The sequence below is a fragment of the Paenibacillus sp. BJ-4 genome, assembly GCF_020404765.1.
In the GTDB taxonomy this organism is placed as follows: Bacteria; Bacillota; Bacilli; order Paenibacillales; family Paenibacillaceae; genus Paenibacillus.
The window spans coordinates 88,268-115,220 of the sequence record NZ_JAIVEM010000165.1; the positions used below are offsets into that span (position 1 = coordinate 88,268).

22 protein-coding genes and 1 pseudogene are annotated in these 26,953 nt (G+C 47.4%); 19 read left to right on the forward strand and 4 right to left on the reverse strand.

What is annotated here, in order from left to right; all coding sequences use genetic code 11:
• Positions 1–9 precede the first annotated feature (9 nt).
• Complete coding sequence (locus LCF57_RS24930) at positions 10–927, reverse strand: sensor histidine kinase (protein WP_226003065.1); 918 nt, start codon at positions 925–927, stop codon at positions 10–12.
• A 1-nt stretch (position 928) separates the two neighbouring features.
• A complete protein-coding gene (locus LCF57_RS24935) occupies positions 929–1,606 on the reverse strand; it encodes a response regulator transcription factor (protein WP_226003066.1) in 678 nt (225 codons plus the stop codon).
• A gap of 269 nt (positions 1,607–1,875) precedes the next feature.
• Between LCF57_RS24935 and LCF57_RS24940 the strand changes: the two genes are divergently transcribed.
• From LCF57_RS24940 to LCF57_RS24970, 7 genes and pseudogenes are all read left to right on the forward strand, one after another.
• A complete protein-coding gene (locus tag LCF57_RS24940; RefSeq protein WP_226003067.1) occupies positions 1,876–2,712 on the forward strand; it encodes an ABC transporter permease in 837 nt (278 codons plus the stop codon).
• Positions 2,702–3,651, forward strand: a pseudogene (locus LCF57_RS24945) (iron chelate uptake ABC transporter family permease subunit). Before LCF57_RS24940 ends, LCF57_RS24945 begins: the two are co-directional and overlap by 11 nt.
• Complete coding sequence (locus LCF57_RS24950; protein ID WP_226003068.1) at positions 3,645–4,403, forward strand: ABC transporter ATP-binding protein; 759 nt, start codon at positions 3,645–3,647, stop codon at positions 4,401–4,403. Before LCF57_RS24945 ends, LCF57_RS24950 begins: the two are co-directional and overlap by 7 nt.
• Before the next feature lie 12 nt (positions 4,404–4,415).
• The gene (locus tag LCF57_RS24955; protein WP_190297991.1) at positions 4,416–5,396 is read left to right on the forward strand and encodes a siderophore ABC transporter substrate-binding protein; all 981 of its coding nucleotides are present in this window, start codon (positions 4,416–4,418) and stop codon (positions 5,394–5,396) included.
• 33 nt (positions 5,397–5,429) lie between these two features.
• Positions 5,430–6,173: an alpha/beta hydrolase gene (locus tag LCF57_RS24960; protein ID WP_226003069.1), complete on the forward strand. Its 744-nt coding sequence runs from the start codon at positions 5,430–5,432 to the stop codon at positions 6,171–6,173.
• A gap of 157 nt (positions 6,174–6,330) precedes the next feature.
• A complete protein-coding gene (locus LCF57_RS24965; RefSeq protein WP_226003070.1) occupies positions 6,331–7,242 on the forward strand; it encodes an aldo/keto reductase in 912 nt (303 codons plus the stop codon).
• A 128-nt stretch (positions 7,243–7,370) separates the two neighbouring features.
• Entirely contained in the window at positions 7,371–7,697 is a 327-nt protein-coding gene (locus tag LCF57_RS24970) for a thioredoxin family protein (RefSeq protein ID WP_007432209.1), read from the forward strand.
• Positions 7,698–7,842: 145 nt separating this feature from the next.
• On the opposite strand, the gene bacA is transcribed toward LCF57_RS24970, so the two are convergent.
• Both bacA and LCF57_RS24980 read right to left on the reverse strand, forming a co-directional pair.
• Positions 7,843–8,640, reverse strand: a complete 798-nt coding sequence (bacA, locus tag LCF57_RS24975; RefSeq protein WP_226003071.1) for an undecaprenyl-diphosphate phosphatase — start codon at positions 8,638–8,640, stop codon at positions 7,843–7,845.
• Between the two features lie 128 nt (positions 8,641–8,768).
• Positions 8,769–10,157, reverse strand: a complete 1,389-nt coding sequence (locus LCF57_RS24980; RefSeq protein WP_226003072.1) for a hemolysin family protein — start codon at positions 10,155–10,157, stop codon at positions 8,769–8,771.
• A gap of 206 nt (positions 10,158–10,363) precedes the next feature.
• On the opposite strand from LCF57_RS24980, the gene LCF57_RS24985 reads away from it, so the two are divergent.
• From LCF57_RS24985 to cydC, 12 genes are all read left to right on the forward strand, one after another.
• Positions 10,364–11,164, forward strand: a complete 801-nt coding sequence (locus LCF57_RS24985) for a DUF1836 domain-containing protein (protein WP_226003073.1) — start codon at positions 10,364–10,366, stop codon at positions 11,162–11,164.
• A 204-nt stretch (positions 11,165–11,368) separates the two neighbouring features.
• Positions 11,369–12,310 (forward strand): glycosyltransferase family 2 protein, encoded by a 942-nt coding sequence (locus LCF57_RS24990; protein WP_152379468.1) that lies wholly within the window; start codon positions 11,369–11,371, stop codon positions 12,308–12,310.
• Positions 12,311–12,349: 39 nt separating this feature from the next.
• The gene (locus LCF57_RS24995) at positions 12,350–13,303 is read left to right on the forward strand and encodes a glycosyltransferase family 2 protein (RefSeq protein ID WP_226003074.1); all 954 of its coding nucleotides are present in this window, start codon (positions 12,350–12,352) and stop codon (positions 13,301–13,303) included.
• Between the two features lie 68 nt (positions 13,304–13,371).
• Positions 13,372–14,751, forward strand: coding sequence for a lipopolysaccharide biosynthesis protein (locus LCF57_RS25000; protein ID WP_226003075.1), 1,380 nt, complete (start codon positions 13,372–13,374; stop codon positions 14,749–14,751).
• Positions 14,726–15,700 (forward strand): polysaccharide pyruvyl transferase family protein, encoded by a 975-nt coding sequence (locus LCF57_RS25005; RefSeq protein WP_318840797.1) that lies wholly within the window; start codon positions 14,726–14,728, stop codon positions 15,698–15,700. The genes LCF57_RS25000 and LCF57_RS25005 overlap by 26 nt, the downstream gene beginning before the upstream one ends.
• 496 nt (positions 15,701–16,196) lie before the next feature.
• Positions 16,197–16,778, forward strand: coding sequence for a peptide deformylase (gene def, locus LCF57_RS25010; protein ID WP_226003077.1), 582 nt, complete (start codon positions 16,197–16,199; stop codon positions 16,776–16,778).
• Positions 16,779–16,939: 161 nt separating this feature from the next.
• On the forward strand, positions 16,940–18,730 hold the full coding sequence (locus LCF57_RS25015; RefSeq protein WP_226003078.1) for a sensor histidine kinase: 1,791 nt from the start codon (positions 16,940–16,942) through the stop codon (positions 18,728–18,730).
• Entirely contained in the window at positions 18,723–20,360 is a 1,638-nt protein-coding gene (locus LCF57_RS25020; protein WP_226003079.1) for a response regulator transcription factor, read from the forward strand. Before LCF57_RS25015 ends, LCF57_RS25020 begins: the two co-directional genes overlap by 8 nt.
• A 412-nt stretch (positions 20,361–20,772) precedes the next feature.
• Positions 20,773–22,179 carry a cytochrome ubiquinol oxidase subunit I gene (locus tag LCF57_RS25025; protein WP_226003080.1) on the forward strand — a complete coding sequence of 469 codons (1,407 nt, stop codon included), beginning with the start codon at positions 20,773–20,775 and terminating at the stop codon, positions 22,177–22,179.
• Positions 22,166–23,179, forward strand: coding sequence for a cytochrome d ubiquinol oxidase subunit II (gene cydB, locus LCF57_RS25030; protein ID WP_226003081.1), 1,014 nt, complete (start codon positions 22,166–22,168; stop codon positions 23,177–23,179). The genes LCF57_RS25025 and cydB overlap by 14 nt, the downstream gene beginning before the upstream one ends.
• Positions 23,179–24,984 (forward strand): thiol reductant ABC exporter subunit CydD, encoded by a 1,806-nt coding sequence (gene cydD, locus LCF57_RS25035; protein ID WP_226003082.1) that lies wholly within the window; start codon positions 23,179–23,181, stop codon positions 24,982–24,984. Before cydB ends, cydD begins: the two co-directional genes overlap by 1 nt.
• Positions 24,965–26,785, forward strand: coding sequence for a thiol reductant ABC exporter subunit CydC (gene cydC, locus LCF57_RS25040; RefSeq protein ID WP_226003083.1), 1,821 nt, complete (start codon positions 24,965–24,967; stop codon positions 26,783–26,785). The genes cydD and cydC overlap by 20 nt, the downstream gene beginning before the upstream one ends.
• Positions 26,786–26,953: the final 168 nt, after the last annotated feature.

Sequence of the window (26,953 nt, forward strand, 5' to 3'; positions counted from 1 at the left end):
TTGAAAGAACTACCTTTCCATGGGAAGAAAAATAGAGAAGATGGAGCCACGGCCGTAGCGTGAAAACACCTTGATATAACCACCCTCAGCCGCGAGGATCTCTCTTGCTAAAAACAGTCCAATCCCTACACCCTCCTGCGAGTTAACAGTGGGGGAGCGATAGAAGCGGGTAAAAATTTTACCTTGTTCTTCTTCTCCAATGCCTATGCCACTGTCGGTAATATCAATTCGGCAAAACAAATCATACGCGATCACTTTTATGGTGATGCTCCCACCGGCTTCTGTATATTTCACAGCATTGTCCATAATATTGTAGACTGCTTCGGCCGTCCATTTCAGATCAAAGCAAGCATGAATCGTTGTATTCTCCATAACAACAGAGATGCCTTTGACTTCCGCCTTCGGCATAATTTGCTCCCGTGCAGTGCACAGAAGCTTCTGAACAGGTTCCTGTCTTGGCGATACTGTGATGATCCCCGTTTCAAGCTGCGATGTTTTCAATAATGCCTGGATAAGAAAGTTAAGCTTTTCGGCCTGTGTGGAAAGGGCTTTTGCACAAATAGAACCATCCTCCGGCAGTTCGTATTCACTAAGCAGTTGGGAATAGAGTAGGATATTAGCAATAGGCGTTTTCGTTTGATGCGAAATGTCGGAAATCAGCTCGTTTATTTTATTCTTTTCTGCCAGCAAATTCTTCGAGGAAACGGAACAAATAGAAAGAAATTGCGCAAGCTTGGTCTCTACAGCAGATAAAACGGATTCGTCAAAAACACGCTCCGAAAAGTTGCCATCTATTGCAGCATCAATCATGTCCTCAATAGTTTTCATGGTTTTATACATGTTTTTACGATATAGAATGATTACAGCCGTTGCGGTAAATAGAGCAGTAACAGTAATTCCAATACACATATAAAGGAGTGTTGTCATCTTATTTCATCGCCCATGTGTAACCAATACCATAAACCGTTCTTATGTATTGGGGAGAGGAAGGGTGATCCTCCAGCTTGTCTCGCAGCCTTTTTATCGTAACGGACAAGGCGTTTTCACCTACATACTCAGCCCCGTCAGTCCAGATGCTGTCTATCAAATGATCGCGCGAAACGGTATTTCCTCGATTGTTGATTAGGATGCGCAACAATTTTTGCTCAGTTTTACTTAGTTCAATGGGTGTACCTTTCTTAATAAATTCCATCCTCTCGAATGAAAAGGTAAAATCGTCAAACTGAATGGAGTCTGCAAGTGAGTGTCTGAATTTCTTAAGCTGAACGCCAACTCGTGCTCTTAGTACCATAAGACTGAAAGGCTTTGTAATATAGTCGTCTGCACCCAACTCGAAACCCGTTACAATGTCCGTCTCCATATCATGAGCAGTCAGAACAATGACTGGCAAATCTTTTGTTTTACGTATATCGGTTAAAAGATCGAGTCCGTTCCCATCTGGTAAATTAATATCAAGAATGACTAAATCAAAGGCAGTAACGTTCAACTGCTCTTTTGCAGCAGCAATGTCATTTGATTGCACAAATACGTTGTTAGGTTCTTTAAGGGCAAGGACAATACCATTACTCAAGGCGATATCATCCTCGACGATTAATATGTAATTCATTATTTGCCTCCTGTTTTTTTATACCCAAGTCATTGAATCCAAATTCTCTATTTCCATTTTACAGGGTATTGCTCTGAATTGCTCATTCGCTCTTCAGGTGCTTGCCATTACCTCTTTTACATGTTGCACTCATTCCAAAAAAATTGACAGAAACGATATCACTGATATAATTTATGCTAGTTGTTTTTGATAATGATTATCATTATTGAAGGGAGGACAGGGCCGAAGCTTGGTACAGGTTTATGGAGAACAGGCTCCCTTGGTAGAACATGAAATTACGTTATTTAATACTGGCTTTTCTGGTACTGGCTTTCGCCTCGGTTTTTATTGGTGTTCATGATGTAACTCCACTTGATTTGTTCCACTTAACCAACGATCAGGCGCAGGTACTCCTGATTAGCAGATTCCCACGATTGGGTGTGCTGATGGCTATTATGGTGTTTGGAGCGGCGGGATTCTGGACGAAGATGCTGACGGCTTTCGGATTTGCTCTAGGGGGAACACTGATTTTCATGAAAATACTGGATAAAATCCGTTTCAAGGACCCGGTATTTATCCCGCTTGTCGGTTTGATGTTTGGAGGCATTTTAAATTCGGTAACGACCTTTTTTGCTTACAAATACAATCTGATCCAGGGCATTTCTTCGTGGATGCAGGGGGATTTTTCTCTAATCATGAGTGGTCGCTACGAGATGCTATATCTTAGTGTTCCTTTGGTTGCGTTGGCGTACATATATGCGAATCGTTTTACAATTGCAGGCATGGGTGAGGATTTTGCGGCCAACTTGGGTGTACATTACAAGCGCACCGTCAATGTCGGTTTGGTGATCGTGGCTTTGGTTTCCTCTGTTGTCATCTTAACGGTCGGGACGATTCCCTTTTTGGGGCTGGTTGTACCCAATCTGGTCAGCATGTATATGGGGGATAATCTAAAAAAAAGTCTGGCCCATACAGCGATCTTGGGCGCCGTCTTTGTGCTGTTTTGCGATATTTTGGGACGGGTGATCATTTATCCGTATGAAATTTCTGTAGGGCTTACGGTTGGTGTGATCGGGAGCGCGTTGTTCTTGTATTTGCTGCTGAGGAGAAGGGCTTATGAATCCTAAATTAAAAATTGGCGTATTAGCTGCTGCCGCGCTTGTGTTGATTGCTGCTTTCGTGTTTATAGATCTTCCGCATACCTGGCATTACGCGCTGCCACGACGATTGAAAAAGATCGCAGCCTTCATTCTGACAGGTGGCTCCATTGCTTTTGCAACAGTTATTTTCCAGACGGTTACGAATAATAAGATTTTGACTCCAGGTATTATCGGACTGGATTCACTGTATATACTGATTCAGACGACGATTATTTTTGCATTTGGTTCCGTCCCTTTCATTTCGACCAGCAAAGAATTGAACTTTTTGCTGTCGGTGGGGCTGATGGTGCTGTTCGCAGGACTGCTATACAAATTAATTTTCCGCAAAGGGGACGCGGGATTTATGTACTTTTGCTGATTGGTCTGGTGTTCGGCACGCTGTTTAACAGTTTATCTACCTTTATGGAGGTACTGATTGACCCCAACGAATTTGCGAAAGTTCAGGACAAAAGCTTTGCCAGCTTCAGTAATGTCAATACCGAGCTGCTGTGGCTATCTGTAGTGATTCTTGTGTTTGTATTCGCTTATGCGTGGAGGTTCATCAAGTATCTGGATGTGCTGTCGCTCGGACGGGAGCATGCGATTAACTTGGGGCTTCCATACGGTTTTATCATCAAAAGGTTGCTGGTTATTGTAGCCGTACTCATCTCCATTTCTACAGCGCTTGTCGGACCGATTACGTTTCTCGGATTAATTGTAGCGAATGTTGCCTATCAGGTGATGAAAACCTATCAACACCGTTATATCATTCCGTCCTCCATCTTGGTCAGCATCATCGCCCTGGCTGGCTGCCAACTACTGGCAGAACGAGTTTTTGACCTATCGACAACGGTCAGCGTCATTATTAACTTTATCGGGGGGGTGTATTTCCTGTATCTTTTGCTGCGGGAGAATAAATCATGGTAGAAGTCAAAAACGTATCCAAACGCTACGGGAATAAAAATGTGGTGGAACAGGTATCCGTCACCGTACCGAAAGGCACCATTACCTCCTTTATTGGGCCCAATGGCGCGGGGAAAAGCACATTGTTGTCGATGATCAGTCGCCTGACAGACAGTGATGAGGGGGAAATCCTCATTGATGGGCAGGCGGTGAGCATGACCAAAAGCGAGGAGCTGGCGCGCAAGATTTCTATTTTAAAACAGACGAATGATGTGAATATTCGCTTAACCGTGAAGGAACTGGTGAGCTTCGGCCGTTTTCCATATTCCAAGGGCAGGCTGAACAGCGAGGATCGCAAAATGGTGGACCAGTCCTTGGCCTATATGGGGCTGGAGCATATGAAGGACAAGCATATTCATTTGCTTAGTGGTGGACAGCGGCAGCGAGCTTTTATTGCAATGATTCTGGCACAGGACACGGAATACATCCTGCTGGATGAACCGCTGAACAATCTGGATATGAAGCATTCGGTTCAGATTATGAAGACGTTGCGCGGTTTGGTGGATGATCTCGGCAAAACGATTCTGGTCGTGTTGCATGACATTAATTTCGCCTCCTGCTATTCAGACTATATTGTAGGGATGAAGGATGGCAGGTTGCTAAAACAAGGAACGGCTGACGAGATGATTGATAGTCAGGTATTAAAGGATTTGTACGATATGGATATTCCGATTCAACAGATCGATGACCATAAAATTTGCGTTTATTTCACTTAGGGGGAATGTTAAATGAAGAAAAATATGATGTTTTTAACGCTAATGCTTGCATTGGTACTGATTGTGTCGGCCTGTGGCACAGCAGCTCCGGCAACACCGGAAGCGACTGGAAACGGCTCCTCTGCTGCAACAACGGAATCCAAAACTATCTCGGTCAAACACGCACTGGATGAAAACCCGGTCCAAGTCAAAGTTAATCCAAAAAATGTCGTTGTCTTTGATTTTGGTTCATTGGATACGCTGGATAAGCTGGGTGTTGACGTTGCGGCAGTAGCGCAGCAGGATCTTCCTACGTATTTGAGCAAATATAAAGATTCCAAATATGCAAGCGCGGGCACGCTGTTTGAACCGGATTACGAGAAAATCAGTGATCTGTCTCCTGAACTCATCATCATCGGCGGCAGACAAGCTGATGCATATAAAGAGTTGAGCAAAATTGCACCGACCATTTCGATGGCTGTAGACACCAAGGATTATATCAATTCCTTTAAGAAAAACGTTGAAACACTAGGTCAAATCTTCAACAAAGAAGATGCTGCCAAGCAGGAACTGGCTGCGATTGATAGCTCCATCAAGGCCGTACATGACAAGGCTGTAGCGAGCAAAGCTAAAGGACTGATCGTGCTGACGAATGAAGGAAGCCTGAGCGCATATGGCTCACAATCCCGCTTCGGTATCATTCATGATGCTTTTGGCGTAACCCCTGTAGATCCTGGCATTAAAGTATCCACGCATGGACAAAAGGTTTCTTTTGAATATGTACAGCAAAAAAATCCGGATTATATTTTTGTCGTTGACCGTGGAGCTGTGGTGGTCGAAGAAGGCAAGGAACAGGTTACAGGCAAACAAACCATTGAGAATGAACTGGTGAAGAAAACCAATGCATTTAAAAACGGTCATATTGTATACCTTGATCCTAACTACTGGTACCTGTCAGGTAATGGCCTGGAATCTGTATCTGAAATGATCAAGGAAATGGATGCTGCATTGTAATGAATACATTCACATCATGGAGGACTGTGTAGGATGAAAGGTCATATAGATGAAATTCCATTAGATGGGTACCTTGTACACGTCTATACACCTCCCGTCTCCGTGAATCATAATGAGCTGTATCCTGTGCTGTATGTGCAGGATGGCAGCTCTTTATTTCTAAGCGGGTTGGATGAGCTGGAAAGAGGTTTTTCTACGGGAGAGCTGCCCCGTGTGGTGCTGGTAGGTATTCAGCCCGTAAATCGACTGGATGATTATACGCCTTGGAAGGCAGCTGCTTTAGTAGAAGGAAGACCTGCTTTTGGTGGTGACGGAGATGCCTATCTGGCGTTTGTGGTTACAAAATTAATGCCGTACGTTAAGGCAAGATATCCAGTGCATACTGGAACGGAGCATACGGGCATCATCGGCGCCTCATTGGGCGGCTTAATTTCCATGTATGCCGTCTTCAAGTATAAGGATGTCTTCGGACGCATCGGTTCCATCTCAGGCTCGTATTGGTATCCGGGCATGGTTGATTATATGCAATCTGCACCTTGTGTAACTGTGAGGGATGGGACACAGCGCTTTTATATATCTGTTGGGACCCGTGAAGGTGAAGGGAAGACGAATGTACAAAAAGATATGGTTCCGCTGACCCTCCAAGCACACGAGGTGCTGCGGACACAGGGACTTGACGCAAAAGATGTTCTTCTTGAGCTGGATCAGAATGCTGTGCATCGTGTGGATTGTTTTCAGCGTCAATTTCCTAAGGCCGTCCAATGGCTGTTCGGATAGCATGAATGGTATACGGATCTCATACAACAGCCTCAAAGGATTGGAGAGCGTGGAGTCTCTATGTCTTTGGGGTTGTTTTTTTTGTGTATTTTTTTCGTATAATAGAGAAAAATTAAAAATTTAAAGTTATACGTAATCGAAGTGAGGGGAGACAACCATGAAAAAAAACCGCCTGGGATCTTCGGATATGCTGGTAGGCGAGATTGGCTTGGGCTGTATGTCGATCGGCACGGAGGAGCAGCAAGGGATTTACCTGATACATGAAGCATTAGACAGGGGCGTAAATCTGCTCGATACAGCCGATTTGTACCACCATGGGCGCAATGAGGAAATTGTGGGCGCAGCGATCCGCGGGCGACGGCAGGATGTCATCCTGGCAACCAAGGTTGGCAATCGGCGTCTACCGGGACAAGAGGGCTGGGGATGGGACCCGTCCAAGCCATACATTCTGTCTGCGGTCAAAGAGAGTCTGCGCCGCCTTGGAACGGATTATGTCGACCTGTATCAGCTTCACGGAGGAACGATAGATGATCCCATCGACGAGACGATTGAGGCTTTTGAACAGCTCAAGAGAGAAGGCGTCATCCGTTATTATGGTATTTCTTCGATTCGTCCTCACGTCATTCGTGAATATGTTAAACGCTCGAATATCGTCAGTGTTATGAATCAGTATAGCTTGCTGGATCGGCGTGCAGAGGAAGAGGTACTGCCGTTGCTTCAGGAGCGTGGAATTAGTGTGATTGCACGCGGGCCTGTCGCCAGCGGCGTATTGGCCGATGGAGGGGAAGAAAAGGCAGCGAAGGGATATCTGGACTATGAAGAAGCTGAGCTGCTGGACGTGCGAAAGCAATTAAAGGCATTCGCAGGGGCAGATCGCAGCATGGAGCAGACAGCAATCCGTTACAGCCTGTCTCATCCAGCTGTCGCTGCTGTCATCCCGGGTGCAAGCTCATTGGGGCAATTGGAGCATAATACCGCAGCAGCGAAGATCCCGCCCTTAACCCAACAAGAACGGCAGGTACTACAGCAAATCAGCCGGGCCAATCGTTATGATGAGCAGTACCGCTGATATGCTAACGTTTACTCATTACAGTTGCAATATATGAAAGAATCATTACAATATAAGAATAAGCTCAGGTTTATCATCCATACTTGAGTATGGAAATGTTCATAAATATACTCTAGGAGGAAACACCCATGGAACGCATCGAATCACAGCAGCAATATCAGGATTTGATTAATGGTGACGGCCTGACCGTCGTGAAATTTGATACAACCTGGTGTCCGGATTGCAAGACACTGGATAAATTCATGGACGGCATTATTGAGAAAAACGCAGATAAGCGTTTCTTTGCGCTGGATGCCGAGAAATTCCAGCCGATTGCCGAAGAAAATCAAGTACGTGGCATTCCGAGCCTGCTCGTGTTCCGCAACGGCGAGAAAATTGCTCATTTGCACAGCAAATATGCCAAAACGCCAGCTCAAGTTTCGGAATATTTGACCACGCTGGAATCCAAACAATAATCAGCACGCAGGATTACAACGATGGAATGATAGGAATCATTTCAGTAAAATATGATTTCAGTGTAATCGAAAAAAGGGATATCCGGGGGCAGCGATTCATGCCATGCGGATATCCCTTTTGGATTATAAAGCAACAAACAGTGGCTTACAAAATAATGAAAAAGAACACAGCCGCCAGTACGAAACGGTAGATGGCGAACGAAGTCAGACTCAAGCGTTTGAGCAAACCCAGGAATGTTTTGATCGCCAGCATCCCGACGATGAATGAGGTAATAAAGCCGGCCGCGAACACCGGAAAATCGCCCATAGACAGATGATCCATACTTTTAATCAAATCAATGCCCGAGGCGCCCAGCATAACCGGAACGGATACTAGGAATGTAAATTCCGCGGCTGCCGTATGACTTACACGTGCGAATAGGCCCCCAGACATGGTTGAGCCTGAACGGGAGAAGCCTGGCCATAGCGCTAGGACCTGAAACAAACCAATCGTAAATGCTTGTTTATACGTAATTTCATCAATGGTTTGTGATTTAATGGGGGGATGAAATTTCTCAGCGGCGATCATCAGCAGGCCCCCGATAACCAAGCTGTACAAAACGGTCTCAGGACCAAACAGGTATTGCTTGATTACATCACGGAACAGTACGCCAATCAACCCCGCAGGAATCATGGCTAAAATAATATGCAGCAGATTTAGACGTGGCTGGGTTGAGATTCTGCGTCTGAAATCAAACAGGCTCAGGAATCTGCGCCAATACAATACAACGACCGCCATCACAGCACCTAATTGCACGATAACCTCAAACGTTTTGACTGTATCATTCTCTGTGTTTAACCCGAGAAGATCAGCCGTCAGGATCATATGACCCGTCGAAGAGACCGGCAAAAACTCTGTCAGCCCTTCGATAATTCCCATAATAATAGATGATAAAATATCCACTTTACTAGTTCCTCCTTACACGCGTACAGGGCAAACAACCTAAGTCGTTTGCCCTAAAAATATGTCATTTCAGTAGGAGTGAACGCTAGTGTCAAGTGCAAAATACAGGCTGCTCAGGTCACAACGATTCACTCCCGGGAAGAAGTGTCCGATTCCGTTTCTAATTCCGATATCGGGGATTTCTGGTGTAAAATAATTTCCACCCGACGAATACGATTTTTACCCATTTCACGAATGATAAATTTCACATCATCTTCTATGAATTCCTTGCCCTGTCTCGGTTCTGGAACCCGGCTATACACCCACCCTCCGACAGTATCCACGTCTTCATCATCCAATGTCAAGCCAGTCAAGTCACTCAGATCGGAAAGCAATACTTTACCATCCATCAAATAACTGTTCTCCGTCAGTTTCTCGATTTCCTTCCGTTCATCCTTATCAAATTCGTCTCGGATTTCGCCAACAATTTCCTCCAAAATGTCCTCAATGGTAATGAGACCGGAGGTTCCGCCGTATTCATCGACGAGAAGAGCGATATGGACCTGCTCCTTCTGCATGCGTTTCAGCAGCGTGTTAACGGGTATAACTTCCGGAACAGTCAAGATCGGCTGAATCAAACTATTGAAATCAAGCTCTTGGTTGCGATCATACTGAAGGAACAGCTGCTTGGTATTAATCATACCGATGATCTGATCCTTGCTGTCTGTCGCCACCGGAAAACGGGTATACTGCTCTTCATGAATAGTCAGCATGTTTTCTTTCAGCGAGCGATTCGTAAACAAGCATACCATATCTGTACGTGGCACCATAATTTCCTTGGCAACGGTCTCGTCAAAAGCAAAGATCCGATTCACGTAGCCATATTCGGTGTTATTGATCTTACCACTTTCCACGCTTTCGGACAAAATGATTTGAATTTCTTCCTGAGAATGCGCTTCTTCGTGTTCGCTTGCCGGTTGAAGACCGAACAGACGAACCAGACGGTTGGCAGAGCCGTTAAGGAGCCAGATAAACGGATACATAATCCGATTAAACCACACGATAACGGGGGAGGTTAAGAGGCTGATTGCTTCCGCTTTGCGGATAGCCAATGTTTTGGGAGCCAGTTCACCGATCACCACGTGCAGGTAAGTTACAATGACAAATGAAATAATAAAGGCCAGGATATGTGAAAAATCCCCATTGATGTTGAGCTGTTGAAAGAGAGGCTCCAGCAATTTGACCACGGTCGGTTCACCGAGCCAGCCGAGTCCCAGGGCTGTAATCGTAATACCAAGCTGACAGGCGGACAGGTAGCCGTCCAGATTATTGACGACCTTTTGTAACGCCAGTGCATTTTTACGGTTTTCCACTACCAGCTGATCGACCCGGCTGGAACGGATTTTAATAATCGCAAACTCGGTAGCCACGAAGAAAGCACTAAATAAAATCAACACCGCAAACAAAAATAGACTGACACCTATACCCATATAATTTTCACTCATCCCTTTTTCGTTCAATTTTTTAAGGAACTCCATTTTAAGTTCACTTGAACTTATTTTAAGAACTTAAAAGAAAATATACAAGGTTCATATGGAAGCGTGGCAGGTCACCTACTTCCAATTTGCACAGAAAATAAGGCATTATAGAACCCGCACGGCTCATTGCTTTGCTTTACAAGCCTAGTTCGAGGGCTTATGATAGGTTCGAATGAACTTGAAATGTAATAAAGGGAGGAAAGCAGATGGAGTCTTTTACCCTCACTCGCCGTGATATGGCCCATTTGCTGCTGGCCATGGAAGGTCGCCGCGAATTGCAGCCTTTGGCCGTTCTTCAGGATGCCTGGAGACGCACTCATAGTCAACTCGACCGTTCCGGCAGCACGATGCCAGCATTTTTGTACACAGAAGTGACGCCTGTGTTGGATAAAATCATCAAGGGCAAGCACAGTGCCGCCTTTTCGCTCCAGGAGATCGTTTCGCTAGGTCAATTGGTCGAATATAGCCATGTTTCACTGGCCTCCATGCAAAATTGGGTCAAACGTGATTTCAAGGAGTTTCTCGGCGCCCCGAGGATCGGCAAAAAATACTCAGTCAACCAGGCAGCCATTTTGCTCATTGTGGAGGATTTAAAATCATGCCTTGATTTTGAATCCATCCGGCAGCTATTTCATATCCTGTTCCAACAGCCTGAAGATGATGCAGATGATCTGATCCAGCCAGTAGATTTGTACGCCGCGTATTCAACCTTGTTTGAGGAGCTGGATGCGAATGGAGATCAACTGCTGGATGTGACAGGAGTCGGACATGCAAAAGAAAACGGGAATTTTACCACAGGACAGCAGCGTCAGGAAGGTGCCACAGAGGAACTGCTGGTTCAGGCGGCTGATCAATATACCCGTCGTTTACCGTATTTGAACTCCAACCAGCGTGAGGCGGTACGTAATACATTGCTGGTAGCAGCGGTATCGGTGCAAAATAGTTATTTTTTGTCCATGGCACGCCGGTATGTGAATGCGACGTTGTTTCTGGACTTTCAAGGCTAGATCAGGATTGGCATTAGAAGCCGATCCTCTTTTTTTTGCCCTTTTTCGAGTATAGTCTACCCTTTTGGAGACTGAAAAAGTATACAAAAGAGGTATATACACTCAAACGCTGTCAAAGATACAATAAACATATATAATCCAGCAATTGGAAAAACCTTCAATATCCCTTCCAAAGCTTTGGATACACACACAGGAGGTAATGGCATGTCCGATGTCTCCATCATCATTTGTACCCGCAACCGGATCGAAGACCTGACACGCTGTATACAGTCTATTGCAGCACAGCAGCAGCTGGAGCATACGGCTGTAGAACTGCTGATTGTTGATGACGGTGATATTTCCGGCCAACAGGTCGAGCAATATCGTGACATGGTTTCCGGCTTGCCCCAAGGCGTTCTGAAGTATCATAAAAAAACTCGTCCCGGTGTTTGGCTATCCCGCTATGAAGCCTTGTCTCTCGTGCGGTATGAGATCGTGCTGTATTTTGACGATGATGCCGAATTGGACGATCAACTCTATATCCGGCGCTTGCTCGATACCTATGACCAGGATGAAACGATTGTGGGTGTTGGAGGGATTGCAAAGGGACTACATTCGAGCCGGGCAGGAAAGCTGCTGGGCGTTTTGACATTTCAGATGTCTCCATCCCTCGGCAAACTTTCACCCAGCAGTCTGGCAGGTTCGTTACTGCGTTGGAACGAGGCAACGGAGATATTTGACACCGAATTTTTTCATGGCTGCAATATGTCATTCCGAAAGGATGCGCTTCGGGATATGAAGCCATATCCGTGGATGACCAGCTATGCTGTGGCTGACGATCTGTACATGTGCCAGTTGGCGAGCCGTTACGGCAAGCTCGTTATAAATCCCGACTTAACCATCATCCATCACGAATCTCCAAGCTCGCGTGATAAGGCGGGCAAGGTAGCCAAGGCTACAGCGATCAACCACTATTATTTTCTCGCTCTGAAAAAGGCGGGAGCCATCCAGTATGGAGCCCTTTTATGGACCTTATCCTACTTGATGCTCAAAGAAACGCTGCGCCGCAATTTTAATGCCGCAGACGGATACATGCAGGGGGTGTTGTTCATTCTGAACCCGCGCAAGCAAAAATACAACGAGTATTTAGGCCCGGCGGTTCAGTAATTTGTTCTACAGACATTTACAGGATAAAGGGGGAGTATGATGTTAAGCTTGTCCATTGCCCTGTGCACCCGAAATCGGATTGACGATCTGACCCGATGCATCAATTCAATTGCGATTGGCGGAGCACCGGAGGGATGTGAAACCGAGCTGTGGGTTATCGACGATGGAGAACTGCCGAAGCATGTGCTAGAGCGCTATGAGCGTCAGTTGGGCAGCGCGGGTATTACCTACCGATATCATCGCAAGGAGCAGCCGGGCTTATGGTTATCGCGTGTGAAGACGGTTGAGCTTGCGCAGGGTGACATTATTTTGTTCCTTGACGATGATGTAGAGTTGCCGAGCAACTATTTGACTGAGTTAATGCGTACCTATGAAGCTTATCCGCAAGCCGCTGGTATCGGTGGCATTGCAGAGGGAATGAGCAACAGCTTCATGGGGACGATTCGTTGCCTGCTGTCATTTCAGCAGTCTTGGTTCAAGGGAAGGTTGTCCCTCAGCGGTCAGTCCGGCTCAATGTACAACTGGCACAGGGCGAAAAAGACGTTCCGAACCCAGTTTTTCCATGGGTGTAATATGTCATTTCGCCGGAAGGCCATTCGTGGTTTGGAGCCCGTACCCTGGCTGCAAAGCTATAGCGTAGGAGAGGATCTGTTACTTTCGCGTATCGCGATGAAAAGCGGCCCATTGTACATCAATCCAGCGCTCACGTTGCTTCATCACGAATCGCCGTCCTCGCGCGACAATATGGAGCAGGTCACTTATATGCGGGTGATGAATCATATTCATCTGCTGCGGGACGAGCGTTCTGGACCGATTGGTTATGCAGCATTGTACTGGACGACACTGTATCAGATTTTGAGAGAGAAGCCCCGGAAAAACCATGCTGCCATTCAAGGCTACAAAAGAGCGCTGAAGGCGATCTTTTCAAATCAGGAGGAGCCTCTTGGTGGAGGGCAGCTATCTGAACGCAATTCCAAAAAAACGGCAGGCTAATGGAGGTGCGGCGGAAGGCGTGATGTGAGCAGAAAAGAGCTTAATAAGGAACGGGAGTTGGACGTGACATGAGCACATGGACAGCAGCAAGGAAAGTATTCACGGGTGACAGTCTTGCCAAAACGATCATGCGTACGAGCTTTAACAATTTTTTTGTACTGATCGTTACAACTCTGACTTCCATCCTGACCGCGCGTATGCTCGGAGTAGAGGGGAAAGGGGAGCTGGCAGCGGTTTTGTTTTGGCCAACGCTGATCGGCAGTGTATTGAGCTTCGGCTTGCCAACGTCACTCATTTATAACATTAAGAAAAAAACAGGTACGACAGAAGAATTGCTGTCGCTGTCGCTGTGGATTCAGTTGCCTGCCAGCTTGTTGGCAGGGGCTGTGGCCTGGATATGCATGCCCATGTGGCTCAATGGCTATGGTACGGATATTATCCAGCTGTCTCAGCTCTATTGTGCGGCAGCGGTACCGCTCGCGGTGCTTACAGCACTGACGACGGCTCTGTCGCAAGGGCTGGATCGCTTTAGCGTCTACAACGGCTTGTTGTTTTACTACCCGTTGCTGAACTTCATCGGGCTGGTGACCCTGTGGTTGATGGGCTTGCTCAATGTGCAGCTGGCAGGGGCTGTGAATTTTGTCGCGAGTTTCCTTGCGTTGGTGTGGGCGTTCCTCCGTTTGCGCAAGCATATGAATTTGCGTGCTTTTCGCCCGTTTACCCGTCGTCAGGTGCTTCGCCCTTATTATAGCTATGGGGCAAGAGTCTACGGGATGGAGTTGATGGGGACCCTGTCCACACAAACAGACAAAATTGTGATTGTGGCGTTGCTGTCTCCCAAAGCTTTCGGCTTATATTCTGTTGTTTACGCCTTGTCGCGCGTGTTCAATGTGGTGCAAAACGCCGTCACGAACGTCACTTTTCCCAAGGTGACCGGGATGGAGCACAGGAAGATTGTCGAAACGGTCGGCCGTGCTTTTCGCATCTCGATGGCTGCCATGCTGATCGTCATTGTGCCTGCTCTCTTCATTGGACGATATATGCTGGGTTTGCTGTACGGGCCCGCTTTTCTGGAAGCATCACTAACCTTCTACCTGCTGTCACTAGAATGTATTATCGGTGGCGGCTCATGGATTCTGGCTTCCGCCTTCAACGCGCTGGGTCGTCCGGGGCTTGTATTGTTCCGACAACTTGTAGCCTATGCGATCACCGTCGGTTTGTTTTTTATTTGTACACCGATTTTCGGTCTGGACGGCATTGCCATTGCTCTGCTCGTAGGTGCTTGTGTACGGTTGGCATTCTCATTGTTTTCGTTCCCTATGTTTTTCAATGTTCCGCTATCACGGATCATTTTTGATAAAAGTGACGTCACGTTTGTCATTCAGACTATACAAAAGAAGCGCAGGAAGGGAGAACTGAAAGATGCCGAATTCGCATCCCATGGCTAAACTGAAAAATAAGCTGAGCGTCATTCTCGACGTAGTCCCTCAAGGTTCGAATATCATTTATGTCGATTATCCCGTTTATAATAACGGTGGAGATGTACTCATCATGAAAGGCACCGAGGCGTTCTTCAAGGATAACGGCATTCATGTTCGTGCCCGTTACAGCGCGATGGACATTCCCGATCAGCTCCACATTCCGGGCGACTGGATTATCGTATGCCACGGCGGCGGCAATTTCGGCGATTTGTATTTAAATCATCAAAACTTGCGAGAACGTATCGTGCGGGAGTTTCCTAATCACCGGATTGTAATCATGCCGCAGACGATCCATTTTCAGTCTGAACAGAAGGCCAATGAGGTCGCAGCCCTGTTCAATGGTCACCCGGATCTGCATATGTTTGTCCGGGACACACGCTCTTATCAGTGGGCCAAGGACAAGCTGAATCAATGCAGCATCACGCTATGTCCGGATATGGCGCACCAGCTCTGGCCTTTAAAGCCGACAACGGAAACCGTGAAGGACGTATTGTACTTCTTGCGTACGGATATTGAAACGGTAGGAGGGCAAAAGAAATTCGATGATGAGGCCAATGCAGCCCATCGGCTGGATTGGGACACTTTGTTCACTCCGCTGGAGGTGAAGGGAATTGTCTACTTCCAGAAGTTTTACCGTTTGAATAAAAAGATCGGTGGGCCATTGCCGACGCGTACATTTTGGTACAAGTACACTGACCATCTGATGAACAAAGCGGTCACGCTGTTCAGTTCTTATCGCGAGGTTCGCACCTCACGGCTGCACGGCCATATTCTGGCCTGTCTGCTCGACATGCCGCATGTGGTCATTGACAATTCCTACGGCAAAAATTCTCAATATTATAATACCTGGACTCAGCCAAATCCCAAGGCGAGGCTGTTTAACGATGCACCCGATGCATTGGGGCAGCCGTTTTAATGTAGAAGGAACGTATGGAGTATTGAGTTAGAATTACTAATTCGATCGAATATTTACAACCCCTCCTGATCATCTAATTGGTTTAGGAGGGGTTCTGTTTAGTCTTATATAGAGCAAAGGAATGATTTCATGTGATAAACAGTTAAGGCGATGAATATTTAATGGCTTAAACTATAAGAGTGGATCGCTTGTAACAAAAACAGCAGCGAAGAGGGCGGAATTGTTCTGAAGAACCGCCAGCGTTCGCCTTTGCCCCCGGATTTCTACCTTTGAAAATATAGTCGGGAAATCTGGGGGCAACAGCGATCGGAAGAATGATCCGCCCGCGTAGCGGCCTCTATTGCGCCAACCTCTCTCCATACCGCTCTATTTTGACAATTCATTTCATAAATAGATATAATTTATGGGATAAAACTTGCAGAAAACCGGGGAAATCCCCAGCTTTTGCAGTACATCATATGATCATATATTTATTTAAATGAATCGAGGCTGACGAATGAGCAATCAATCGATGGACATGCTTCTCACTAAGGATATCGTGCGTGAAGGGGAACCGATTTTACGCACAAAGGTTGATCCGGTAAGCCTGCCGCTGTCTGAAGAGGACCTTCAACAGATGCAATGGATGCTGGATTATCTGAAAAATAGCCAAAATGAAGAGCTGGCCACCCGCTATGAGCTGCGCCCGGGTGTGGGGCTATCCGCCAACCAGGTAGGTCTGAATAAAAGAATGTGTGCTATCTATTATGAGGATGGAGACAAAACGATAGAGTATACGCTGTTTAATCCGAAGCTGGTCAGCCACTCCACATCCATGATTTATTTGGAACAGGGTGAAGGATGCTTGTCAGTGGATCGTTACATAGCCGGATATGTTCCGCGTTATGAAAAAATTCGCATTAAGGCCTATTTGCCGGACGGAACCCAGGAACTACTGACCTTCAAAGGTTATCCAGCGATTGTGGTACAGCATGAAATGGACCATTTGGACGGTATTATGTTCTATGACCGTATCAATCCGGAAGATCCACATAAGCTTCCGCAGGGAGTGCATATTGAACCTTTTGTGCGTGAATAGTTCATAATCCGTAAAGTGTGGTGATTTCGTTCGCCACATTTTTTATTTGCAAGAAAATATGGATATACATGTTGCGAAGCTTTAAACTGGAATCATATACGCTGTGATGGAATTTGAGATATACATGAAAATGTAAGCGCTTATCTTGCTGGAGGGATGGCATGTATCGTGGAGTACGGCATCTGATGAACAATATGCGTATGCGGAATAAGCTGCTCTTCTCCTACGTGTTGATTGTCATGATTCCGGTGCTGGTGGTGGGCGGCTGTGTTACTTTTTATTTACGTCAGCAGGCATTGGACAGTGCGATTGCCCAGGCGGTAAACAATGTGGAAAAAATCAAGAGCCAGACTGCAAATTTACTGCGCGTGCCAACGGATATTTCAAATGGACTCATGTTCGATAAAAGGCTGAAGGAAATGGCGAACCGTCGTTATTCGGGCATGGTTGAGCTAATGAATGCGTATCATCAATACAAGGATTTTAATGAGTATGCACAGCAGTATCGAGAAATTGCTACCATTCGGTTTTATTCGTACAATCCGACGCTTGTCAATAATCTGGAGTTTATCCCTGTGGACTCCAGCATTAAGCAGCATCAATGGTTCCAGGCCGCCTTAAAGGGGACGGCGATTAACTGGTTTTATATTCAGGATAAGGAGGATAATCCGGTCCATCGCTTGAGTCTGGTGCGGCAAATTCCGTTCCCCGAATACAATACCAAGGGAGTTCTGATGATAGCGCTGAGTCAGACGGAGCTGAATCATATGCTGAGCAAGGAGCCGTTTGAAACACTAATTGCCGATCGCAACGGGATTGTGGTTGCAGCAACTGATCCGCAGTCGGTGGGTCAGACGTTGGCGGATTTGCATTTGGGCTTTGACGTCCAGCGTGCGGGTAAGGGTATATATGAAGCAAAAATAAACGGAAAGTCCTCGAACGTTATTGTGGATGAGCTACTGCCAACCTCAAGTGTGACTGGATTCACAATTATTTCGGTGTTTTCGACGGAACATATCGTGCAGGGGGCGAATCGGATCAGCCTGATTGGTGCATTGTGTGTTCTTGCGGTACTGATCATTGCGCTGATTTTAATTACCATCATTTCCTGGCTTATTTCCAAACGGCTACAGCGATTGAGCTATGAACTGGGTAAAGTAGCCTCAGGCGATTTCCATGTGGTGTCAAGTGTGGAGGGAAGGGACGAGATCGGGGATTTGTCCCGCCGTTTCAACTATATGGTGAGCAGTATCCGCCAACTCATGACGCAGGTCTATGAAGCGAGTGAGCAAAACAACAGGCTCGAGCTGGCACAAAAGGACATCAAGCTCAAAATGATGGCCAGTCAAATAAATCCCCACTTCCTGTTTAATGCGCTGGAGTCGATCCGAATGAAGGCGCACCTGAACGGGGAAGCCGAGATTGCAACGACGGTGCGTTTGCTCGGCAAGCTGATGCGACGAAATCTGGAGATTGGCAGCGGTAAAACGACGGTACGTCAGGAACTGGATATGGTGCGATCCTATTTGCAAATTCAGCAGTTCCGATTCGGGAATCGTTTGATCTATGAAGTGAATCTGGAAGAAGAGGCTGAGGACATGTCTATTCCTCCTTTAATCATACAGCCGCTGGTGGAGAACGCAGTTATTCATGGCCTCGAAAATAAGGAAGAGCCTGTTACGGTAAAAGTGGATATTACGATGGAGCTACGGGAGCTGCACATTAAAGTAGCAGATGATGGAATTGGCATGGAAGCAGCGCAACTGGCAAGCTTACTGGCACGTATCAAGGGAACGGATGAGCCGGAAGGGAGTAGTATTGGTCTGCGTAATGTCCACCAACGTCTAACGTTGATGTATGGTGAACGTTATGGTTTGCATATTGAAAGCATGGTGCAGGCAGGAACTACTGTATACTTTGCCATACCCGGGGAGGAGGATTCGAATGTATAAAGCAATGATTGTGGATGATGAGCCTGCGATTCGTGAAGGACTGTCCTCCCTTATTGACTGGGGGGATTGTGGCTTTCGGATTGTAGATACAGCAGGGAGCGGGCGCGAGGCTTTGGAAAAATTCGGAGAGCATCAGCCGGAGCTGGTTATTGTCGATATTCGTATGCCAGGCATGAATGGACTGGAGGTCATACGGAGTATACGTGAAATGAACAGTGAGCCGTTCCATTTTCTCATATTAAGTGGATATGCAGACTTTGATTATGCCCGGCAAGCGATGGGCTTCGGAGTGGATGGTTATTTATTGAAGCCTGTCGATGAGGAAGAGATAACGACAGAGTTGAAACGAGTACGGCGAAGCATCGAGGACGAAAAAGAAAACGGCAAGTGGGGAGGTGCTTCTCACCATGAGCGTGAATGGATTGAGACACTGCTATTTTCGGTTCAAGAGAATATAGCTAAACGCGATGCAATAGAACCCGGCAGTCCTCTGGATGAAGGGACGCGACAAACTGAACAGCACGGGCAGCATCAGGTGCTGCCTGCTTTGGATTGGGGCAGCTACCAAGTTATTCTGCTGGATCTGCGGATACCTGATTGGGATCGCCAAGCCCGGCAAGCGGCAGCCAGGCAGCGTCTAGCGGAGATGTGCCGGGAGCAGGGCAGAGGCGTGGTGTTTGAGGCCGGAATCTATACGGGCCTGCTGCTTCCCGCCACGGTGAGAACGGAGGAAAAGGCTGCTGTGCTGCTGGCATCCTGGCGCCAAGAGCTAATGCCGTGGGCAACCGAGATCTATGTGGCTGCCGGTGATCCGGTGGCGAAATTAACCGATATTCCCAGCTCTTTTGAACAGGCACTGCGGTTATTGGAGCGTACTTTTCTGTTTGGAATGGAGAGAGTGATGCTCTCCAGTGATCTGCACCCATTGGAAGCAATGAACGCCGGAATGGACGAAGCGTCCAATAAAACAGCAGACCCCGTACGTTACGCAGAAAAGCTTTACTATGCGCTGGATATGGCAAGCCGGGAAGCGGCGTTGCGTGTATTAAAGGAAATGGCTGTTCAATTTCCACAGGTTTATGGTACAGAAGCTGCAATCAAGGCAGCCTTTGCCCAGACATTTACATTGGCACTGAACAAGTATGCGGCTGGACAGGATCAGAGCCGAGCGGTGGTGGAGGAGCATTCCAGCTTGATTACCGATGTATATGCCTATTCTACATTGGGCGAACTGGTCGATCACTCGGTGGAGCATATATTGCAATGGATAGGTCAGACTGACTCGGGCCGCAAGGAGATCATTATGAAGCAAATGCTGGACTTCATACATAGTCACTATAATGAAAATTTGCGGCTGGAGTTATTGGCAGACATGTTCAACTACAACAGTGGTTATTTAGGCAAACTGTTCAAAAGCCATACCGGTGAGGCTTTTAATGCCTACCTGGATAAATTAAGGATTGAGCGAGCCAGAGAATTACTTGTACAGGGGATTAAGGTGCATCAGGTAGCAGGTCGTGTGGGGTATGCGAATGCTGATTATTTCCATAGCAAATTCAAAAAGTATGTAGGAATGTCGCCTTCCTCCTACCGTAATCGGGTTCAGAAGAACGGAGGAACGGATGGCTAATAGAATAGATTCTCTAGGATTCACTCTACCAAGTCTCTCGTGCAGATGTCGAAGAAATGTTCTCTGACATCTGCACGAGAGACTTTTTTTGCGTAGAAAAACATGCAGATCAATCGAAAATGTCACATTGATTAGAGGATTTGGGCTGATTTCATAAATTCGCCATCGTTACGACACAACTTTGACACGATGTTCACACTTTCGATTCTATTTCATTCAAATCAATTCTATATAATGTTGTTATTCTGAAGTCGGATCATGAAATCAATGGCGAAAGTGACTGGGCAAGCCATTCTTAAAATGATCAGTTCATATGAAAAAATGTGAATATTATCACAAAGGTGGATTGCTGGCCTCAGAGACTCATTTATCAAGCGGTTCTTAGGAGAAGCACAGGGGGAGGAATAACATCATGGACGTATTAGAATTGGCACGAATGCAGTTTGCGACAACCACCATTCTTCATTTTGTTTACGTGCCGATCTCCATTGGATTGTCATTGTTGGTGGCGATCATGGAGACCATGTATGTAATCAAAAAAAATGATTTGTACAAAAAAATGGCTCAATTTTGGGGGACGTTTCTGCTAATCAACTTTGCAGTGGGCGTGGTCACCGGGATTTTACAGGAATTTCAGTTCGGGATGAACTGGTCGGACTTTTCCCGTTTTGTTGGCGATGTATTTGGTACGCCGCTGGCGATTGAAGCACTGCTTGCCTTTTTTCTGGAGTCTACCTTTATCGGCTTATGGGTATTCGGTTGGGAAAGGCTGTCCAAAGCTGTTCATTTAACTTGTATGTGGCTGGTTTCCATCGGTACGATGCTCTCGGCTTTGTGGATTCTGGCAGCCAATTCATTCATGCAGCGTCCCGTAGGATATGGGATCGAAAATGGACGTGCAGAAATGCAGGATTTTGCTGCTTTGTTAACGAACGAGCAGCTTTTGTGGGAGTATCCTCACACCATATTTGCTGCCATTGCAACCGGGGCTTTCCTCGTAGCGGGTATTAGTGCATGGAAGCTGATGCATAAAAAGAATATGGACTTTTTTAAACCTTCTTTTAAGTTGAGTATTGTTGTTGCACTAATCAGTGCTATTGCTATTCCTTTGTTTGGTCATGGACAGGCTCAATATTTGGTAAAAACACAACCCATGAAGATGGCTGCCAGTGAAGCCTTGTGGGGGAACAGTGGTGACCCTGCGCCTTGGACGGTTATTGCAGGTATTGATCCTGAAAAGAAGGAAAATACCTTTGAGATTAAAGTCCCTTTTGCACTGAGTTTTCTATCGTATAGTAAGTTTTCCGGCTCTGTGCCTGGTATGAATGAACTTCAGGCGCAGTATGAAAAAACCTACGGTCCGGGTGATTATATTCCGCCAGTACGTACTACCTTCTGGAGCTTCCGCATTATGATTGCGGCGGGATGTGCCATGATTGCACTGGCTCTATACGGAGCTTACCTGAGCTTCCGTAAAAAATTGGAGGGCTCGCATCGGTGGTTCTTCCGTCTTATGCTGTGGGGGATATCGCTCCCATTCATTGGGAATACTGCAGGTTGGATTATGACCGAAATGGGGCGCCAGCCATGGACTGTGTTTGGTTTGCTTCAAACGAAGGATTCTGTTTCACCTACCGTTGTGGCAGGAGAAGTGCTGTTCTCACTGATTGCGTTTACGACGCTGTATGTCGTTTTGACAGGTGTATTGGCATTCCTGTTCGTTCGTACAGCTCGCAAGGGTCCGGATATCGAGCCGCATCAGCATACGGTAATTCATGATCCATTTGCTCAAGGAGGTGGCACCAATGTCGCTAAATGATTTATGGTTTTTGTTGATTGCTGTGCTATTTACCGGCTTTTTCTTTCTGGAGGGCTTCGATTTTGGCGTGGGTATGGCTCTGGGATTGATACCCCGTAATGACCAGCAAAAACGCTTGATGATCAATACGATTGGTCCGTTCTGGGATGCCAATGAGGTATGGCTGATCACAGCGGCCGGTGCGATGTTTGCCGCTTTCCCACACTTTTATGCGACTATGTTCAGCGGATATTACCTGGTATTTGTGTTCATTCTGCTAGGCTTGATTTTACGTGGAGTTTCCTTTGAATTCCGTGGCAAGGCAGAAGGCAAATGGTGGACAAGGACGTGGGATGCTTGCATTCTGATAGGCAGCTTCCTGCCGCCTATGCTGTTCGGTATGGCTTTTGCAGCTTTGGTGAGAGGTGTACCTATCCAGCAAAACATGGATTTAAAAGCCGGATTTTCCGATGTGTTCAATGGATATACGGTATGGATCGGACTGACAGTGGTCGGGATGTGTCTGATGCATGGACTGACGTTTCTTTCTCTACGGACGGTGGGAGAGGTGAGGGATCGCGCTCGTGTGATCGCGTCCAAATTCCTGCCGATATTAGGTGTTTTGCTCGCCGGAATGGTGGCCTGGACTTATTTTTCAACGGATGTATTCGCACGTCGTGGTCCCTTCATGTATGCGGCGGTCGCAGTCGGAATGGTCGCTTATGTGCTGGCCTGGTATTCCCTGAAGCAGCGCCGCGAAGGATGGGCCTTCGGGATGACGGGCGCCATGATTTTGCTGACCTTCGTTTCATTATTCGTCGGCTTGTTCCCGAGATTTATGGTGAGTTCAATCAACAGTGCATTCGATCTGACGATTTATAATGCAAGCTCCAGTCATTACACACTGAAAGCCATGACGATTGTTGCAGCAACGCTTTTACCCTTTGTATTGGCTTATCAGGCATGGAGCTACTTTGTTTTCCATAAGCGTCTTAGTGAAAAGGATCATTTGGAATACTAATGGATAAAGCATGGTTTGAATTAAAGGGCGTTCGGCCGGTAATGCTGCTGCTGGCTGCACTTTCCCTTCTCCAGGGGGCCGCTGTGATTGCACAAGCGACTTTTTTGGCGAAGGCAGTGACGATTTTATTTAATAAAAATCCGCTGGTGATGGCTTGGCCGTCACTGGCGTTGTTTTTGGCGGCTTTTGCAGCAAGGCATACGGTGATCTGGCTGCAACGTCGAACAGCAGGCCGTTTCGCCGAAGCAGCAGGCGCTTCCTTGCGGGAGCGTCTGCTTGCACGTTTGTTCGAGCGTGGGCCGGGCTTTGCCGCGAAGGAAGGCAGCGGCAAGCTGGTAACGCTGGCGCTGGATGGAGTGGATCGTTTTCGCACGTATTTGGAGCTGTCCATCCCTCGTATGATTGACATGATGGCTGTAACTTTACTTGTGCTTGTATATGTTTTCACATTGGATCTCATTTCAGGTATCATTTTGACGATTACGATGCCAATCCTGGTGGGCTTTTTTATTTTGCTCGGCTTGGCGGCGCGGAAGCAGGCAGACAAGCAGTGGCGTTCCTATCGTCTGCTGTCGCACCATTTCACGGATTCGCTGCGTGGGCTACAGACCTTACGATTTCTGGGCCGCAGTCGAGAGCATGGGGAAACCGTCGGGAAGGTCAGTGACCAGTACCGGGCGGCAACGATGCGTACGCTACGAGTAGCGTTTCTTTCCTCGTTTGCCCTCGACTTTTTTAGCATGCTGTCGGTTGCTTTTGTAGCTGTCGGTTTGGGTCTGCGCCTGATTAGTGGATCGGTGGGCCTGGAGGCAGCGCTTATGATACTTATTTTGGCCCCGGACTATTTTATGCCGATTCGTCAGTTGGGATCAGACTATCATGCCTCGCTGGATGGCAAGGAGGCTTGGGGTGCGATGCGCTCTATACTGGCCAAAGATGAGCGAGACATCCATACTCCAGAGACATTCAAGAGTGAGGGCAGCGAGTTGCATGCTAAGGGCGAAGGTAATGGCGGCAGAGATAATGGTCTAACCATCACAGGGCAGGAAACCCTGAGGCTGTCGGATGTGTGCCTCCTCAATGAGGACGGCTCCGCGAGGCTTGACCATGTATCTGCAAGCATCGAGCCGCACATGAACATGATCGGCATCGTCGGAGCCAGCGGTGCAGGTAAAACAACGTTGCTCAGCTTACTGGGCGGCTTTGCTGACCCGACTTCGGGCGAGCTGAGTCTGAATGGCTGCCCTTTAGCTGGTGATGCCAAAGCCGAATGGCAGCGGCATATTGCCTATATTCCACAGCATCCATTTCTGTTCAGCGCTTCTCTGGCAGATAATATCCGCTTCTATGAGCCGGAGGCATCCAATGATCAGGTGGAATGGGCGATTGACGCGGTAGGACTTCGCGAGTTGGTGGATGGACTTCCAGGTGGGTTGGAAGAGCCTATCGGTGAAGCAGGACGGACGTTGAGTGGAGGTCAAGCGCAGCGAATTGCATTGGCGCGTGCTTTGCTGAGCAATCGTCCGGTCATTTTATTGGATGAACCAACAGCACATCTGGATATTGAGACGGAATGGGAGCTGAAGCTGACAATTTTGTCCGTTTTGCAGCACAAAAAAATGCTTCTCGCAACCCATCGACTTCATTGGATGCCGGATATGGATTGTGTTTGGGTGATGAATCAAGGTCGTTTGGAAGAAGTGGGTTCGCATAAGCAATTGGTTTCTCGTAAGGGAGAATATTTCCGGCTACTTATAGAAACAGCGGAAGGAGGGGACAGACGATATGAGAGCGACGGACAATAGCGGTCAAGGCTGGTTTGTGTCTTATTTGAGACAATATTTCTGGGCTTTTCTGGCGGCGGCGATTTTGGGCGCACTGGCGATTGGGTGTGCAGGCGCGTTGCTCTTTACGTCCGGTCACCTGATTACCCGATCGGCTTTAAAACCGGAAAATATATTGATGGTGTACGTGCCGATTGTGCTTGTACGAACCTTCGGCTTTAGTAAAGCGGTCATTCAATACCTGGAGCGCTTGGTAGGACATAATGCAGCGCTGCGCCTTGTGTCCCGTATGCGGGTAAGGCTGTATCGGGCAGTGGAGCCGCAAGCACTGATGATCCGCAGCAAATTCCGTACAGGAGACCTGTTGGGATTGCTTGCTGAGGATATTGAGCAGCTTCAAAATATCTATTTGAAGCTGGTCCTGCCTGCCTTATCGGCATTGCTCATTTATGCAGTAGGCATTTCAGCCTTGGGGTGGATGGACGGAACATTTGCTCTGCTCATGGCGCTGTATTGTGCATTTCTGCTTTTTATCGCCCCGGCCATCTCACTGTGGGCTTCGCTCGCCAAACGGCGAACGTTCAAGCAAGAACGGAGCAAAGCTTATCAGGAGCTGACCGATGCTATGTTCGGCATGAGTGATCTGGTGTTGAGCGGACGGACTGGGCATTTCCTGGGCTCCTTTACACAGCGTCAAAACAAGGCTGCCATAGTGGAAAATTCGCTTCGGCGGGGCGAGTGGCGCTCCCATTGGATTGCACAATGCGTGGTAGGCGGCGGAATTGTGATCATGACCGTATGGGCCGGAGGACTGGTAGCACAAAATGGTCTTGAGTCAACATGGCTGGCCTCCTTTGCACTTGTTGCCTTTCCGCTGTTGGATGCCTTTGTGCGGGCTGGAGAAGCGGTGGTGCATGCACCGGAGTATCAAGATTCACTACGACGGTTGAAAGATTCGGAAAAACATACACCTATAACTGCTGCATCTGCACCGTTTTCGGCCTCGGCTTCTGTGCATACAGGGCAGCAAGCAGCAGGAGGCACAGTAGACCAAATAGAGGCGGAACATGCTACCGCCCAGCTATCGGGCAACGCAGGTGAGCTGCTGCTGAACAACGTGAGCTACCGCTATACAGCAACGCAAGAATGGAGCGTGCACAATATTTCCTTGCGTGTGCCGCAGGGAGGCAAGGTTGCGCTGCTTGGTCGCAGCGGTGCTGGAAAGTCCACACTGCTGAATCTGATTCAGGGAGCGTTGCAGCCGGATGAAGGGAGTGTAACTGTCGCAGGTGTACCCGTATATACCGGTGGAGCATACTCCAGCTTGTTTGCGGTGTTAAACCAGCAGCCGTATTTGTTTGATACGACGGTAGCTAACAATATTCGGCTGGCGCGCCCCGATGCTTCGCTGGAAGAGGTCCGTGCAGTAACGGAGCAGGTGGGGCTTGGAGCCCTGATTGATTCTTTGCCAGATGGCTACGATACCCGGATGCAGGAAACGGGCCTTCGTTTTTCGGGTGGAGAAAGGCAGCGCATTGCATTGGCGCGAATTTTGCTGCAAAATCACCCGATTGTTTTACTGGATGAGCCAACGGTGGGGCTTGATCCACTGACAGAGCATGCACTTATGCAGACGATGTTTCGTGTGCTGGAGGGCAAAACATTGATCTGGATCACGCACCATCTGACGGGAATGGAGCATATGGACGAGGTGATCTTTATGGAAAAAGGTGTAATTTCCATGCGAGGCAGTCATGCACAGCTTTGGCAGGAGCAGGCCCGATACCGTAATCTGTACGAGCTGGATCATCCGTGCTTGTGAAATAATAGGAATCGACCTATGGTACGACTATTTTGAACATAGGAGACGACATGGAAATGTCGTCTCAGATTGTCGAGAAACCCCGTCTTTTTGAGACGCGGGTTCTTTTTCTTTACATAATAATGGTCTGGTATCTGGGAGAAACGGGGTGTTACCCCTGTTTCTCCA

What these genes read in the sequence shown, in the direction of transcription:
- LCF57_RS24930 (WP_226003065.1), bottom strand. Translation starts at nt 927, where the DNA reads ATGACAACACTCCTTTATATGTGTATTGGAATTACTGTTACTGCTCTA.
- LCF57_RS24935 (WP_226003066.1), bottom strand. Translation starts at nt 1,606, where the DNA reads ATGAATTACATATTAATCGTCGAGGATGATATCGCCTTGAGTAATGGT.
- LCF57_RS24940 (WP_226003067.1), top strand. Translation starts at nt 1,876, where the DNA reads ATGAAATTACGTTATTTAATACTGGCTTTTCTGGTACTGGCTTTCGCC.
- LCF57_RS24950 (WP_226003068.1), top strand. Translation starts at nt 3,645, where the DNA reads ATGGTAGAAGTCAAAAACGTATCCAAACGCTACGGGAATAAAAATGTG.
- LCF57_RS24955 (WP_190297991.1), top strand. Translation starts at nt 4,416, where the DNA reads ATGAAGAAAAATATGATGTTTTTAACGCTAATGCTTGCATTGGTACTG.
- LCF57_RS24960 (WP_226003069.1), top strand. Translation starts at nt 5,430, where the DNA reads ATGAAAGGTCATATAGATGAAATTCCATTAGATGGGTACCTTGTACAC.
- LCF57_RS24965 (WP_226003070.1), top strand. Translation starts at nt 6,331, where the DNA reads ATGAAAAAAAACCGCCTGGGATCTTCGGATATGCTGGTAGGCGAGATT.
- LCF57_RS24970 (WP_007432209.1), top strand. Translation starts at nt 7,371, where the DNA reads ATGGAACGCATCGAATCACAGCAGCAATATCAGGATTTGATTAATGGT.
- LCF57_RS24980 (WP_226003072.1), bottom strand. Translation starts at nt 10,157, where the DNA reads ATGGAGTTCCTTAAAAAATTGAACGAAAAAGGGATGAGTGAAAATTAT.
- LCF57_RS24985 (WP_226003073.1), top strand. Translation starts at nt 10,364, where the DNA reads ATGGAGTCTTTTACCCTCACTCGCCGTGATATGGCCCATTTGCTGCTG.
- LCF57_RS24990 (WP_152379468.1), top strand. Translation starts at nt 11,369, where the DNA reads ATGTCCGATGTCTCCATCATCATTTGTACCCGCAACCGGATCGAAGAC.
- LCF57_RS24995 (WP_226003074.1), top strand. Translation starts at nt 12,350, where the DNA reads ATGTTAAGCTTGTCCATTGCCCTGTGCACCCGAAATCGGATTGACGAT.
- LCF57_RS25000 (WP_226003075.1), top strand. Translation starts at nt 13,372, where the DNA reads ATGAGCACATGGACAGCAGCAAGGAAAGTATTCACGGGTGACAGTCTT.
- LCF57_RS25005 (WP_318840797.1), top strand. Translation starts at nt 14,726, where the DNA reads ATGCCGAATTCGCATCCCATGGCTAAACTGAAAAATAAGCTGAGCGTC.
- def (WP_226003077.1), top strand. Translation starts at nt 16,197, where the DNA reads ATGAGCAATCAATCGATGGACATGCTTCTCACTAAGGATATCGTGCGT.
- LCF57_RS25015 (WP_226003078.1), top strand. Translation starts at nt 16,940, where the DNA reads ATGTATCGTGGAGTACGGCATCTGATGAACAATATGCGTATGCGGAAT.
- LCF57_RS25020 (WP_226003079.1), top strand. Translation starts at nt 18,723, where the DNA reads ATGTATAAAGCAATGATTGTGGATGATGAGCCTGCGATTCGTGAAGGA.
- LCF57_RS25025 (WP_226003080.1), top strand. Translation starts at nt 20,773, where the DNA reads ATGGACGTATTAGAATTGGCACGAATGCAGTTTGCGACAACCACCATT.
- cydB (WP_226003081.1), top strand. Translation starts at nt 22,166, where the DNA reads ATGTCGCTAAATGATTTATGGTTTTTGTTGATTGCTGTGCTATTTACC.
- cydD (WP_226003082.1), top strand. Translation starts at nt 23,179, where the DNA reads ATGGATAAAGCATGGTTTGAATTAAAGGGCGTTCGGCCGGTAATGCTG.
- cydC (WP_226003083.1), top strand. Translation starts at nt 24,965, where the DNA reads ATGAGAGCGACGGACAATAGCGGTCAAGGCTGGTTTGTGTCTTATTTG.